Origin of the sequence: Kineococcus esterisolvens (assembly GCF_050871405.1) — a bacterium.
In the GTDB taxonomy this organism is placed as follows: Bacteria; Actinomycetota; Actinomycetes; order Actinomycetales; family Kineococcaceae; genus Kineococcus.
Genome location: NZ_JBJLRI010000099.1, coordinates 1 through 12,269, shown reverse-complemented (window position 1 = coordinate 12,269; position 12,269 = coordinate 1). Strand labels below are relative to the sequence as shown.

12 protein-coding genes are annotated in these 12,269 nt (G+C 76.6%); 7 read left to right on the top strand and 5 right to left on the bottom strand.

All coding sequences use genetic code 11. The features are described from left to right. Nucleotides 1–183: 183 nt before the first annotated feature. Nucleotides 184–1,734, top strand: coding sequence for a leucyl aminopeptidase family protein (locus ACRYR8_RS19705; protein WP_432485972.1), 1,551 nt, complete (start codon nucleotides 184–186; stop codon nucleotides 1,732–1,734). Between the two features lie 18 nt (nucleotides 1,735–1,752). Here the strand turns inward: ACRYR8_RS19705 and ACRYR8_RS19700 are convergent, their stop codons facing one another. After that, a complete protein-coding gene (locus tag ACRYR8_RS19700; protein ID WP_432485973.1) occupies nucleotides 1,753–2,394 on the bottom strand; it encodes an O-methyltransferase in 642 nt (213 codons plus the stop codon). A 154-nt stretch (nucleotides 2,395–2,548) separates the two neighbouring features. Between ACRYR8_RS19700 and sigE the strand changes: the two genes are divergently transcribed. The 4 genes from sigE to ACRYR8_RS19680 are packed head-to-tail and all read left to right on the top strand — an operon-like array spanning nucleotide 2,549 to nucleotide 5,534. After that, the gene (gene sigE, locus ACRYR8_RS19695; RefSeq protein WP_432485974.1) at nucleotides 2,549–3,241 is read left to right on the top strand and encodes an RNA polymerase sigma factor SigE; all 693 of its coding nucleotides are present in this window, start codon (nucleotides 2,549–2,551) and stop codon (nucleotides 3,239–3,241) included. Beyond that, nucleotides 3,238–3,828: an anti-sigma factor family protein gene (locus ACRYR8_RS19690; RefSeq protein ID WP_432485975.1), complete on the top strand. Its 591-nt coding sequence runs from the start codon at nucleotides 3,238–3,240 to the stop codon at nucleotides 3,826–3,828. Before sigE ends, ACRYR8_RS19690 begins: the two co-directional genes overlap by 4 nt. Further along, entirely contained in the window at nucleotides 3,825–5,126 is a 1,302-nt protein-coding gene (locus ACRYR8_RS19685) for a S1C family serine protease (protein WP_432485976.1), read from the top strand. Before ACRYR8_RS19690 ends, ACRYR8_RS19685 begins: the two co-directional genes overlap by 4 nt. 9 nt (nucleotides 5,127–5,135) lie before the next feature. Continuing rightward, on the top strand, nucleotides 5,136–5,534 hold the full coding sequence (locus tag ACRYR8_RS19680) for a twin-arginine translocase TatA/TatE family subunit (protein WP_432485977.1): 399 nt from the start codon (nucleotides 5,136–5,138) through the stop codon (nucleotides 5,532–5,534). 45 nt (nucleotides 5,535–5,579) lie between these two features. Here the strand turns inward: ACRYR8_RS19680 and ACRYR8_RS19675 are convergent, their stop codons facing one another. The 4 genes from ACRYR8_RS19675 to ACRYR8_RS19660 all read right to left on the bottom strand — a co-directional run bounded on the left by ACRYR8_RS19675 (nucleotide 5,580) and on the right by ACRYR8_RS19660 (nucleotide 10,533). Further along, a complete protein-coding gene (locus ACRYR8_RS19675; protein WP_432485978.1) occupies nucleotides 5,580–6,707 on the bottom strand; it encodes an Mrp/NBP35 family ATP-binding protein in 1,128 nt (375 codons plus the stop codon). A 61-nt stretch (nucleotides 6,708–6,768) separates the two neighbouring features. Continuing rightward, nucleotides 6,769–8,511, bottom strand: coding sequence for a GspE/PulE family protein (locus tag ACRYR8_RS19670; RefSeq protein ID WP_432485979.1), 1,743 nt, complete (start codon nucleotides 8,509–8,511; stop codon nucleotides 6,769–6,771). Between the two features lie 26 nt (nucleotides 8,512–8,537). Beyond that, the gene (locus ACRYR8_RS19665) at nucleotides 8,538–9,263 is read right to left on the bottom strand and encodes a DUF1003 domain-containing protein (RefSeq protein WP_432485980.1); all 726 of its coding nucleotides are present in this window, start codon (nucleotides 9,261–9,263) and stop codon (nucleotides 8,538–8,540) included. Continuing rightward, nucleotides 9,256–10,533 carry a magnesium transporter MgtE N-terminal domain-containing protein gene (locus ACRYR8_RS19660; protein WP_432485981.1) on the bottom strand — a complete coding sequence of 426 codons (1,278 nt, stop codon included), beginning with the start codon at nucleotides 10,531–10,533 and terminating at the stop codon, nucleotides 9,256–9,258. Before ACRYR8_RS19660 ends, ACRYR8_RS19665 begins: the two co-directional genes overlap by 8 nt. A 121-nt stretch (nucleotides 10,534–10,654) precedes the next feature. On the opposite strand from ACRYR8_RS19660, the gene ACRYR8_RS19655 reads away from it, so the two are divergent. Together ACRYR8_RS19655 and ACRYR8_RS19650 are read left to right on the top strand one after the other, a co-directional pair. Then, nucleotides 10,655–11,260 (top strand): Dps family protein, encoded by a 606-nt coding sequence (locus ACRYR8_RS19655; protein ID WP_432485982.1) that lies wholly within the window; start codon nucleotides 10,655–10,657, stop codon nucleotides 11,258–11,260. 121 nt (nucleotides 11,261–11,381) lie between these two features. Further along, nucleotides 11,382–12,224 carry a YflT domain-containing protein gene (locus ACRYR8_RS19650; protein ID WP_432485983.1) on the top strand — a complete coding sequence of 281 codons (843 nt, stop codon included), beginning with the start codon at nucleotides 11,382–11,384 and terminating at the stop codon, nucleotides 12,222–12,224. Nucleotides 12,225–12,269 lie beyond the last annotated feature (45 nt).

Sequence of the window (12,269 nt, the reverse complement as noted above, 5' to 3'; positions counted from 1 at the left end):
CCCCCCCCCCCCCCCCGCCCCCCCCCCCCCCCCCCCCCCCCCCGCCCCCCCCCCCCCCCCCCCCCCCCCCCCCCCCCCCCCCCCCCCCCCCCCCCCCCCCCCGCGCCGTCCCGCGTCGCCCGCGTCGCGGGCCCGCCGCGCCCGTCGCCCGCAGCCCGTCGTCGAGAGCAGGCAGGAAGCCCCGTGAGCACCCCTCCCGTCCCCGTGCGCGCCGCGCAGCCCGAGCTGCGGCGCTGGTCGCCGCCCGCCGTGCAGGTGCTGCCCGGACCGCTGACCGCCGCCGACCTGACCGGCTGCGACGTGCTGGGCGTGCCCGTGGCCCCCGGCGAGGAGGCGGTGCAACCACGACCGGGTGCCGCCGACGCGGCCGTGCGCTACGGCGTCGACCTGGCCGCGCTCTGCGCGGCGGAGGAGGTCTCCGGCGAGGCCGGCCGCGCCACCCGGCTGCCCGTGCCGGCGCCGCAGGGCTCACCCCGCCGGCTGCTCGTGCTCGGCGTCGGCGACTCCTCCCCGCAAGCTCTGCGTCGGGCGGGTGCCGCGCTGGCGCGCGCGGCCGGGCCGGCCGGGGACGTGGCCACCACGCTCGCCGACGGCGCCGGCGCCGACGGGGTGCGCGCCGTCGTCGAGGGCTTCCTCCTGGCCTCCTACACCCCGCCCACCGCGGGGCGCGGGACGCCGGCCGAGCCCGCAGGGCGGCGGCTGCTGCTGGTCGGCGACGTGCCCACCGCGGCCGTGGCCCGCGGCGAGGCGCTGGCCGCGGCGACGGTCCTGGCGCGCGACCTGGCCGCCACCCCGTCCAACGTCAAGGACCCCGCCTGGCTCGTCGCCCAGGCGCGCGCGGCCGTGGCCGGGCACGGGGTGGGGGTGACGGTGCGCGAGGAGGCTCAGCTGCGCCGCGACGGCTTCGGGGGCCTGCTCGCCGTGGGTGCCGGCTCGCCGTCCCCGCCGGCGCTGGTGGAGCTGCGGCACCGCCCCCGGGGGCGCGCCGCCGCCGGGGCCCCGCACGTCGTCCTTGCAGGCAAGGGCATCACCTACGACACCGGCGGCCTGGCGCTGAAGCCGCGCGAGTCGATGGTGTCGATGAAGACCGACATGACGGGTGCGGCGGTCGTGCTGGCCGTGGTGGCCACCGCGGCGCGGCTGCAGCTGCCGGTGCGCGTGACCGGCCTGCTGGCTCTGGCGGAGAACGCCTTCGGCGGCTCCTCGTACCGCCCCGGCGACGTCGTGCACCACCACGGCGGGCGCACCACCGAGGTCAACAACACCGACGCCGAGGGGCGCCTGGTGCTCGGCGACGCCCTCGCGCACGCCCACGCGGCCCTCGACCCCGACGTCCTCGTCGACGTCGCCACGCTCACCGGCGCCGCCCCCCTCGCCCTCGGCAAGCGGCACGCGGCTCTCTTCGCCACCGACGACGACCTCGCCGCGCAGCTCGACGCCGCCGCGCAGGCGTCGGGGGAGCGGGTGTGGCGGCTGCCGCTGGTGCCGGAGTACGCCGAGCTGCTGCGCTCCGACGTGGCCGACTCCCGGCAGGTGGCCACCGCCCCCGGCTCGGGCGCCGGCACGATCCTGGCCGCGCAGTTCCTGCAGCCGTTCACCGGCGGGCGCCGCTGGGCGCACCTGGACATCGCCGGGACCGGCCGCTCGGACGCGGCCGAGCACGAGGTGAACCGGGGGGCCACCGGCTTCGGCGCGCGGCTCCTGCTGCGCTGGCTGGAGTCGCTGGCGGCCTGACCCCGCGGGCGTCCGGGGTCAGGGGCGCTTGACGCCCAGCAGCAGCCCCTCGCCGGCCGGCAGCAGCGCCGAGAACCACTGCTCGTCCTCCGCGAGCGCCCGGCCCACCTCGCGCAGCGCGACGGTGGAGGCGTCGCGGGCCGTGGGGTCCGCGACCCGCCCGTGCCACAGGGCGTCGTCGACCACCAGGAGCCCGCCCGGGCGCAGCAGCCGCTGCGCCTGCTCCAGGTAGGCGGAGTACTCGCGCTCGTCGCCGTCGAGCAGCACGAGGTCGTAGGCGGAGTCCGTCAGCCGCGGCAGGACCTCCAGCGCCCGACCGGGGATCATGCGGGCCCGGTTGGGGCGCACCCCCGCGTCGGCCACGGCCTCGCGCGCCGCCCGCTGGCGCTCCCCGTCCACGTCGATCGTCGTCAGCACCCCGTCGGGGGCCATCCCGCGCAGCAGGCTCACGGTCGACACGCCCGTGCCGGTGCCCACCTCCACGGCCGTGCGGGCCCGGGCGGTGGCGGCCAGCACCGTCAGCGCGGCCGCGACGCCCGGGGACACCGGCTCGCAGCCGAGGTCGGCCGCTCGGGCCCGGGCCTCCTGGAGCACCTCGTCCTCGGCGGTGAACTGCTCGGCGTGGGCCCAGCTGGCGGGCTGCTTCGCGGGCGGGGGCACCCGGGCAACCTAGTGCATGGGGGCGCGCGGGGCCCGGGAACGGCCGGGTGGGGGATGCCGGGAACCACCCGCCTACGACCACCGTTGGACCCTGCGGACCCGATGGGGTGGATCACAGCACCGGGAGTGGCCCCGGGGAGGGGAGTGGGAGACCATGGGAGCAGTGGCGGTGCCGTTCGCGGTCCCCTTCCCCGCCCGCGCCAGGAGGAACCCCGTGCCCGACGACCCAGGTGGCGCCCGGGCGGTGCCCGGCGAGCAGACCGCCGCGCCGCACGCGGCCGTCTCGGCGTGGGTGCCCCCCACCTGGGAGGAGGTCGTGCGCGACCACTCCGGCCGGGTGTACCGGCTGGCCTACCGGCTCACCGGCAACCGCCACGACGCCGAGGACCTCACCCAGGAGGTCTTCGTGCGCGTCTTCCGCTCCCTGTCCAGCTACCAGCCGGGCACCTTCGAGGGCTGGCTGCACCGCATCACCACCAACCTCTTCCTCGACCAGGTCCGCCGCAAGCAGCGCATCCGCTTCGACGCGCTCGCCGAGGACGCCGGCGAGAAGCTGCCCAGCACCGACGTGGGTCCCGAGCGCGCCTTCGAGCACCGCAACCTCGACGACGACGTCCAGGCCGCGCTGGACTCCCTGCCGCCGGACTTCCGCGCCGTCGTGGTGCTGTGCGACATCGAGGGCCTGTCCTACGAGGAGATCGCCGCCACCCTCGGGGTGAAGCTGGGGACGGTCCGCTCGCGCATCCACCGCGGCAGGGCCCAGCTGCGCACGGCCCTGGCGCACCGCGCCCCGCAGCCGCCCGCTGCCCCCGCCGCCCGCCTGAGCCTGGGCGAGGAGCACTCGTGAGCGGACCGCACCTCGGCGCGCGGGTGAGCCCGCTCGTCGACGGGCGGCTCGCCCCGGACGCCGCCCAGCGCGCGGGTGAGCACCTGCGCGCCTGCTGCGAGTGCGCCGACGCGGTCGAGGCCGAGCGCCTCGTGCGCGCCCGGCTGCAAGCCCTTCCCGAGCCGGAGGTCTCCGGCGACCTGCTGGTCCGGCTGCTGGACATCGGCGGCCCCGCCGGCCCGCTGCCCCCGCGCGACCGGCTGATGGCCGCGCCCGCCCGGCCCGCCGTCGGTGCGGCGCCACCCGGCCGGGGCGGTGCCGTCCGCCCGCTCGGTTCCCGGCCCGCCGCCCGGGTGGGTCGCCGGGTCGGTCGCCGCGTGCGCCGGCGGCCGGTGGCCGCTGCGCTGGCCGGCACCTTCTCTCTGCTCGGTGTGGGCATCGCCGGCTTCCTGGTCCTGGGCGGGCCGCACGCCGGTGCGCCCGCTCCCGTGGCGGAGCTGCGCACCACGCCCTCCAGCGCGCCGGCGAGCCCGCGGGTCAGCCCCGTGGCCACGCCGGCGAGCCCGCAGGCGAGCGCCCCCGCCCCCGGCGGGCCGGCGGCCCCGTGAACGAGCCGTCCGCGCCGGACGGCTGGGGCCCGCCCCGCGAACCCCGCGACCCCTGGGCCGGCCCGCCCCGGCCCGACCCCTCCGCCTGGGACGCCGCCCGCCCCGCCGCGTGGGACGCGCCGCACCCGGCCTGGGGGGCGCCCGCGTCGCCGTGGCCCGAACCCGGTGACGCCCCGTGGGCGCCGCCCCCCGCGCCGCGCCGCAGCGGGCGTGCGGCGCGCCTGCTGGGCGCCGGGTCCGCCGTGCTGCTGCTCGGCGTCGCCGGCGGCTTCGCCGGGGGACAGCTGCAGGAGCGCTGGGGCGGCAGCGGCACGTACCCCTCCGTCACCCTGCCGGCGCCCGCGCCGGGCAGCACCGAGCGGCCCGAGGGCAGCGTCGCCGCCATCGCCGCCGCAGCCCTGCCCAGCGTGGTGTCCCTGCAGGTGGAGGGCAGTGCGGGCTCCGGCACGGGCTCGGGCTTCGTCCTCGACACCGGCGAGGACGGCGGCCCGGCCGCGTTCGTGCTCACCAACAACCACGTCGTGGACGGCGCCTACGCCGACGGCGTCACGGTCCTGTTCCAGGACGGCGCCCAGGCCGCCGGCCGGGTCGTCGGCGCCGACGCCTCCTACGACCTGGCCGTCGTGCGGGTGGAACGGGCAGGCCTGCGGGCGCTGCCGATGGGCGACTCCGGCAGCGTCGTCGTGGGCGACCGGGTCGTGGCCGTGGGCGCCCCCCTCGGCCTGCAGGGCACGGTCACCGAGGGCATCGTCTCGGCGCTGAACCGCCCGGTGAGCGCCGGTGGTGACGGCACGGGGGAGGCCTCCTACATCCAGGCCATCCAGACCGACGCCGCCATCAACCCCGGCAACTCCGGCGGTCCGCTGCTGAACGCGCGCGGCGAGGTCGTCGGCGTCAACTCCGCCATCGCCTCCGTGCCCGTGGCCGGCGGCAGCGCCGGCAGCATCGGCCTGGGCTTCTCGATCCCCTCCGAGCAGGCCCGGCGCACCGCCGAGCAGCTCATCCGGACCGGCCGCGCGGTGCACCCGGTGATCCGGGTCTCCCTGGACGGTCAGTACCGCGGCGAGGGGGTCCAGGTCCTGGACCGGCCGGGGGCCGTGGAGGCCGGGGGCCCCGGCGACCGTGCCGGGCTCCGGCCGGGCGACGTGGTCCTCGCCATCGACGGCCGTCCCGTGACCGAGGCGGCCGAGCTCATCGTGGACATCCGGGCCCGCCAGCCGGGCGAAACGGTGACGCTGACCGTCCGCAGGGGTGGTCAGGACCTCGAGGTGCCCGTGACGCTCGAAGCCGACGGTTAGGATCGCGACGTGTTCGGCATCAACGGCGGCGAGCTCGTCGTCCTCCTCGTGGTCGCTCTGGTCGTCCTCGGCCCCGAGCGGCTGCCGCAGTACGCCGAGCAGCTCGCTCACCTGGTGAAGTCGGCGCGCCGCTTCGCGAAGGGCGCCCAGGCACAGATGCGCGAGGAGCTCGGGCCGGAGTTCGACGACATCGACTGGCAGAAGCTGGACCCGCGCCAGTACGACCCGCGGCGCATCGTGCGCGACGCCCTGTCGGACGTCTGGGACGACGAGCCGGCCACCACGGCGAAGAAGAAGCCGTCGCGCACCGGCTCCACGGCCGCCGGCGCCGTCGACCTGGAGAAGAAGAGGTCCACCGCGCCCGCAGCGGCTCCCGCGGCCGTCCCCTACGACGAGGACGCCACCTGAGGCGCACCGCCGGGCCGGCGCCCGCGTCCGGGGTGACCGCGGGGCTCAGGCGACGCTGACGCCCAGCCGACGGCCGGCCAGGCCCCGCGGCCGTGCGGCCAGGGTGCTCGCCAGCTGCCGCAGCGCCACCGCGGCGGGGGAGTCGGGCGCGCTCAGCACCACCGGCACGCCCGCGTCACCGCCCTCGCGCAGCGTCACGTCCATCGGGACCTGCCCCAGCAGCGGCACGGGCGTGCCCAGCCGCTCGGTCAGGGACTCCGCCACCCGCTGGCCCCCGCCGGCGCCGAACAGCTCCATGCGCTGGCCGTCGGGCAGCTGCAGCCAGCTCATGTTCTCCACCACGCCCACGACCCGCTGGGACGTCTGCGCGGCCACCGCGCCCGCCCGCTCGGCGACCTCGGCCGCCGCGGCCTGCGGGGTGGTGACCACCAGCACCTCCGCGCCGGGCAGCAGCTGCCCCACGCTGATCGCGATGTCGCCGGTGCCCGGCGGCAGGTCCAGCAGCAGCACGTCCAGGTCGCCCCAGAAGACCTCGGAGGCGAACTGCTGCAGCGCCCGGTGCAGCATCGGCCCGCGCCAGGCGACGGGCTCGTTGCCCGGCACGAACATGCCGATGGAGATGACCCGCACCCCGTGTCCGGTGGGCGGCAGGATGAGGGAGTCCACCTTCGTGGGGCGGCCGGTCACCCCCAGCAGCCGGGGCACGGAGAAGCCGTGCACGTCGGCGTCCAGCACGCCGACCCGGAGCCCGTCGGCGGCCATCGCCGCGGCGAGGTTCACGGTGACGCTGGACTTGCCGACCCCGCCCTTGCCGGAGGCGACGGCGTAGACGCGGGTGAGGTTGCCCGGCTCGTTGAACCGGATGGTGGGCGCGGCCTGCGTCGTGCCGCGCAGCTTCACGGTCAGCTCGGCCCGCTGCTCGGGCGTCATCTCCCCGAAGGCCACCCGTGCCCCCCGGGCGCCCTCCACACCGCGCACCGCGGCGGTCACGTCGGAGCTGAGGCGCTCGCGCATCGGGCAGCCGGCGGTCGTCAGCAGCACCCGCACGTCCACGACGCCGTCGTCGCCGACGTCGACGCGGTCGACCATCCCCAGTTCCGTGATGGGGCGGTGCAGCTCGGGGTCGTTCACCGCGGCGAGCGCGGTGCGGACGGCGTCGGGGGTGGGGAGCACGCGGCCAGGGTACGTCCGCGCCCGGCGCGGCACCGCCCGCGGGTCCGGGGTCCGGCGGGGCTCAGCCGGCGGTGACGCGGACGACCTCCTCGAAGGTCGTCTCCCCGCGCACGGCCTTCGCCAGCGCCGAGGTCCGCAGGGTGTTCATCCCGATGCGGGCGGCCTCCTCGCTCAGCGCCGACTCCGTGGGCGTGGTCATGAGGACCTTGCGCACGCTGGGCACGACGTCGAGCACCTCGTACACGGCGGTGCGGCCGCGGTAGCCGGTGCCGCCGCAGTCGGGGCAGCCGGTGCCGCGCAGCGGGGTGGCGTCCAGGATGTCCTGGATCGTCAGGCCCAGCAGCGCCAGGGTGTCCTCGTCGGGGATGTACCCGTCGGCGCAGGAGTCGCAGGGCTTGCGGACCAGTCGCTGGGCGATCGCGGCGGTCAGGGAGCTGGCCACCAGGAACGGGGCGGCGCCCATGTCGACCAGGCGGGTCAGCGCCCCGACGGCGGAGTTCGTGTGCAGGGTGGTCAGCACGAGGTGACCGGTCATCGACGCCTTCAGCGCCAGCTCGGCCGTCTCGGAGTCGCGGACCTCACCGATGAGGACGATGTCGGGGTCCTGGCGCAGCACCGAGCGCAGGCCGGCGGAGAACGTCATGCCGACCTTCGCGTTGACCTGCACCTGGGTGATGCCGGGCAGTTGGACCTCGACGGGGTCCTCCAGCGTGATGATGTTCTTCTCCGGGCTCATCGTGGCGTGGATGGCCGCGTACAGGGTGTTCGTCTTGCCCGAGCCGGTGGGGCCGGTGATGAGGACCAGTCCCTGCGGCACGCTCAGCGCCCGCGTGAAGACCTCCAGCTGCTCCGGCTCGAAGCCCAGCGACTCCAGGCTGGGCACGTCGTCGCCGCGGGTGAGCAGGCGGATGACGACCTTCTCCCCGTGCAGGGCGGGCAGCGTCGAGACGCGGCAGTCGATGGCGGAGCCGTCGACGGTGACGCGGGTGCGGCCGTCCTGCGGGACGCGGCGCTCGGAGATGTCCAGGCCGGAGATGATCTTGATGCGGCTGATGACGCTGGGCGCCACGCGCTTGGGGGCGGACATGACGTCGCGCAGCAGGCCGTCGACGCGGAAGCGCACCCGGAGCTGGTCGCGCTGCGACTCCAGGTGGATGTCGGAGCAGCGCAGCCGCACCGCGTCGGACAGGATCCGGTTGACGAGCTTGACGATGGGGGCGTCGTCGTCGACGGAGCCGGACAGGGCCGCCAGCGCGTCCGCGTCGTCGTCGTCGCCGGCCTCCTCCACCATGCGGCTGACCTGGGAGGTGTCCTCGGTCAGCGACCAGGCGCGCGCCAGGTGGTCGCGGATCTGCGAGTCCATCGCCACGACGACGTGCAGCTCGGGCGTGCGGGTGTAGAGCTTGACGTCGTCCAGCGCCAGCACGTTGGTGGGGTCGGCGGCGGCCACCAGCAGGTACTCGGGCGTCCTGTCGAGCACCAGGACGCGGCAGCGCTCGGCGACCGCGCGCGGCAGCAGGCGCACCACGTCCGGGGCGATGCTGACCTTCGACAGGTCCACGTGCTCCAGGCTCAGCAGGTCCGCCAGGCACAGCGCCAGCTCCGCCTCGGAGACCAGCCCCAGGTCGACGAGGATCTGCCCCAGCCGCCGGCGGGGGCCCTCGCCGTTGCGCTGCTCGTTCAGCGCGTGGTCCAGGTCCTCCGGCAGCAGCAGGCCCTTCTCGACGAGCACGTCGCCGAGGCGCCTGCGGGTCTGCCCCGCGGGTGCGGGGGCACCGGAGCGGGCGTCGTCGAGAGTCGTCACGCGAGGTGCATCGGCAGGTGCCGCGCTCAGCTGGAGGGGGTGCCCCCCGGTTGCCCCGCGTCCGCGGTGGGGCCGTCCGCCCGTTCGCGCCCGGCGCCGGGTGCCGGTCCCTCCACCGGTCCCTCCACGGGTCCCTCCGGCGGTGCCTGCGCGGCGGTGTCCTCGGCCCGCTCACCGGAGCGCTTGCGCTTCTTGCCGCCGCCCTTGCGCTTGCCCGGTTCGCGCCCCTCGCGCTCGGCGTCCTCCTCGCGCAGCTCCTCCAGGACGCTGCGCAGTTCCGAGCGCACGAAGTCGCGGGTCGCCACGTCCCGCAGCGCGATGCGCAGGGCCGCCACCTCGCGCGTCAGGTACTCGGTGTCGGCCAGGCCGCGCTCGTCGCGGGCGCGGTCCTGCTCGTTGAGGACGCGGTCGCGGTCGTCCTGGCGGTTCTGCGCCAGCAGGATCAGCGGCGCCGCGTAGGACGCCTGCAGCGACAGGATGAGCGTCAGCAGCGTGTAGTTCAGCGCGTTCGGGTCGAACTGCAGACGCTCGGGCGCGAACGTGTTCCAGGCCAGCCACACGGCCACGAACGCCGTCATGTAGACCAGGAAGCGGCCCGTGCCCATGAACCGCGCGAACGCCTCCGAGGCGCGGCCGAACGCGTCGGGGTCCACCTGGGGGCGCGAGAGCAGCTGCCGCCTGGCCTCGCGGGGGGTGTCCAGGCCGACGGCCTCGGCGCGCTGCCGCTCGCGGCGCGGGGAACGCTCAGCCACGACCCACCTCGAACACGTCCTCCTCCGCGTCGCGCCAGTCGTCGGGCAGCAGGTGGTCCAGCACGTCGTCGGCCGTCACCGCGCCCAGCAGGTGACCGTCCTCGTCCACCACCGGCAGCGAGACGAGGTTGTAGGCGGCCAGCCGGCGGGTCACGCCCTGCAGCGTCTCCTCGGGGTCCAGCGGTTCCACGTCGGTGTCGATGACCTGCCCCAGGGGGGTCTGCGGCGGTTCGCGCAGCAGCCGCTGCAGGTGCGCGGTGCCCAGGAAGCGGCCCGTGGGCGTCTCCAGCGGCGGGCGGCACACGTACACGGCCGAGGCCAGGGGCGGGGACAGCTCCACGCGCCGCACGTGCGCCAGGGCCTCGGCGACGCTGGCGTCCGGGGCCAGCACCACCGGGTCGGACGTCATCAGGCCACCGGCGGTGTGCTCGTCGTAGGCGAGCAGGCGGCGCACCGGGGCGGCGTCGTCCGGCTCCATGAGCGCCAGCAGCCGCTCGGCCTGCTCGGCGGGCAGCTCCGAGAGCAGGTCGGCGGCGTCGTCGGGCTGCATCGCCTCCAGCACGTGCGCGGCGCGGTCGCCCTCCAGCGCGGACAGGATCTCCACCTGGTCGTCCTCGGGCAGCTCCTCCAGGACGTCGGCGAGGCGCTCGTCGTCCAGGGCGGCGGCCACCTCCCGGCGCCGCTTGGGCGTCAGCTCGTGGATGACCTCCGCGAGGTCGGTGGCCCGCAGCTCCTCGAACGCCGCCAGGAGGTTCGTGGCGCCCTGGTCCAGGTCGGACGTGGTCAGCCCCACCACGGCGCCCACGTCCACCGTCATCGTCTCCCCGCGCCGGCGCAGCCGTCCGGACAGCCCCCGGGCAGCGGCACCGCGGCGCACGAAGAGCTTCGTCAGGTGCCAGTCGCGCGGGCGCACCGGCTCCAGTCCGAGGTCCTCGATGGTGGCCACCCCGCTGCCGTCCACCAGGTGCACGGTGCGGTCCAGGAGCTCGCCCAGCAGCAGCGTCTCGGTGCCGCGCTGCTCGAAGCGGCGCATGTTCACCAGGCCCGTGGTGAGGACCTGGCCGTTGTCGATGCTCGTGACGCGCGTCATGGGCACGAAGACGCGGCGGCGGCCGGGGACCTCCACCACCAGGCCGATGATCCGGTGCGGCCCGCGCGGGCGCAGCACGCCCACCACGTCGCGGACCCGGCCCACCTGGTCGCCCTGCGGGTCGAACACCGACGTGCCCGCCAGCCGGGCGGCGAAGACGCGCTTGGGGGAACCGGTCACGGGCCACAGGCTAGAGGTCCGCCGGAGCGCCCGGTGCGCCCGGCGGCGGGGCCGGACCGGGGTGCCGGCCCCGTGCTGATCTCGGCGCGCGGGACCGCGCACGCCCTCCTACCGTGGCGCCATGGCCAAGGAGAGCAAGAAGCTGAAGGCGTCCGGGACCCCCTCCTACACCGTCCCCGGACTCTCGAACGAGCAGGGCGCCGAGGTCGCGGCGATCCTGCAGAACCGCCTCAACGCCCTCACGGACCTGCACCTGACCCTCAAGCACGTGCACTGGAACGTGGTCGGGCCGCACTTCATCGCCGTGCACCAGATGCTCGACCCGCAGGTGGACGCCGTGCGCGAGATGTCCGACGCCGTCGCCGAGCGCATCGCCACCCTGGGGATGTCGCCCATCGGCACGCCGGGCGCGCTGGTCGCCGAGCGCGACTGGGACGACTACTCCATCGGCCGCGCCGGCGCCATCGAGCACCTGGGTGCCCTGGACCTCGTCTACACGGGCGTCATCAAGGACCACCGCTCCGCCATCGAGGCCACCGGTGAGATCGACCCGGTGACCGAGGACCTGCTCACCGGCCAGGCCGGGCAGCTGGAGCAGTACCACTGGTTCGTGCGGGCCCACCTGGAGACCGCCGGCGGGGAGCTGTCCACGGCCGGTGCCGGCACGGAGCAGCAGGCCACCCGCAAGGCCGGCGAGCGCGCCGGCGTCAAGCGCCAGAGCGCCTGAGCGCCCCGGCCCGGCGCGGGCACGATCACCGCGCCGGGCGCGTTGGGAGCGGTGAGGGGGCCGGGCGCCCCCGCCCCCGCCCCGCGCGGGGTGTGAGAGACGAACCGGTGAGGATGTCGCCATGTCCAACCTCGGGCCCATGGGTGGCCAGCAGCGCCTGAGCGCCCCCACGCCGCCGCAGGGGGAGGCGATCGGCCGCTACGCCACGTACGCGGAGGCGCAGCGCGCCGTGGACTTCCTCTCCGACGAGCACTTCCCCGTGCAGAACGTCACGATCGTCGGCAACAACCTGCAGATGGTGGAGCGGGTGACGGGCCGGCTGACCTACGGGCGCGCGGCCGGTGCGGGCGCCGCCTCGGGGGCGTGGTTCGGCCTCCTCATCGGCCTGATGCTGTCGGTGTTCGGCAACGGCGGCACCGCCGGTCTGCTCACCGGTCTGCTCATCGGCGCGGGGTTCGGCATGCTCTTCGCCGTCATCTCCTACGCCCTGACCGGTGGCCGGCGCGACTTCACCTCCGCCAGCCAGATCGTCGCCGGCGAGTACCTCGTGCTGTGCATGCCGCAGATGTCCGGCCAGGCGCGCCAGGTGCTGTCCCGGCTGCCCAACGGCTTCGGCCGGGGCGCCGGCCCCCAGCAGGGCGCGTGGGGCGCGCCGCCGCAGGGAGCGCCGCAGCCGCCGCCCGGCTCCCACGCCGCGGGCTCCGCCCCGGGGCCGGCGCCGTGGGGGGCCCCCGACCCCGGCGCGCGCGGGGGCGCCCCGCAGGCCTGGATGCCGCCGCCGCAGCCGGGCACCGGGCCGGCCTCGCCGCCGCCGCCGCCCGTCCGGGAGCAGGAGCAGGCACCCGCGGAGCCGGACCTGTCCGGGCCCACGTACGCGGAGAAGGTCGAGGAGCAGCGCCGCGCCCGCCGCGAGGCCGAGCAGCGCGCCCGCGAGGAGCGCACCGGCGACGGCTCGGCCGGCTGACCCGCACGCGCGAGGGCCCCCAGGATCTGCCACCTGGCAGATCCT

Bases quoted from the DNA above. Each gene is read 5' to 3' on its own strand.
- ACRYR8_RS19650 (WP_432485983.1), top strand. From the start codon at position 11,382: ATGTCCAACCTCGGGCCCATGGGTGGCCAGCAGCGCCTGAGCGCCCCC.
- sigE (WP_432485974.1), top strand. From the start codon at position 2,549: ATGGGAGCAGTGGCGGTGCCGTTCGCGGTCCCCTTCCCCGCCCGCGCC.
- ACRYR8_RS19655 (WP_432485982.1), top strand. From the start codon at position 10,655: ATGGCCAAGGAGAGCAAGAAGCTGAAGGCGTCCGGGACCCCCTCCTAC.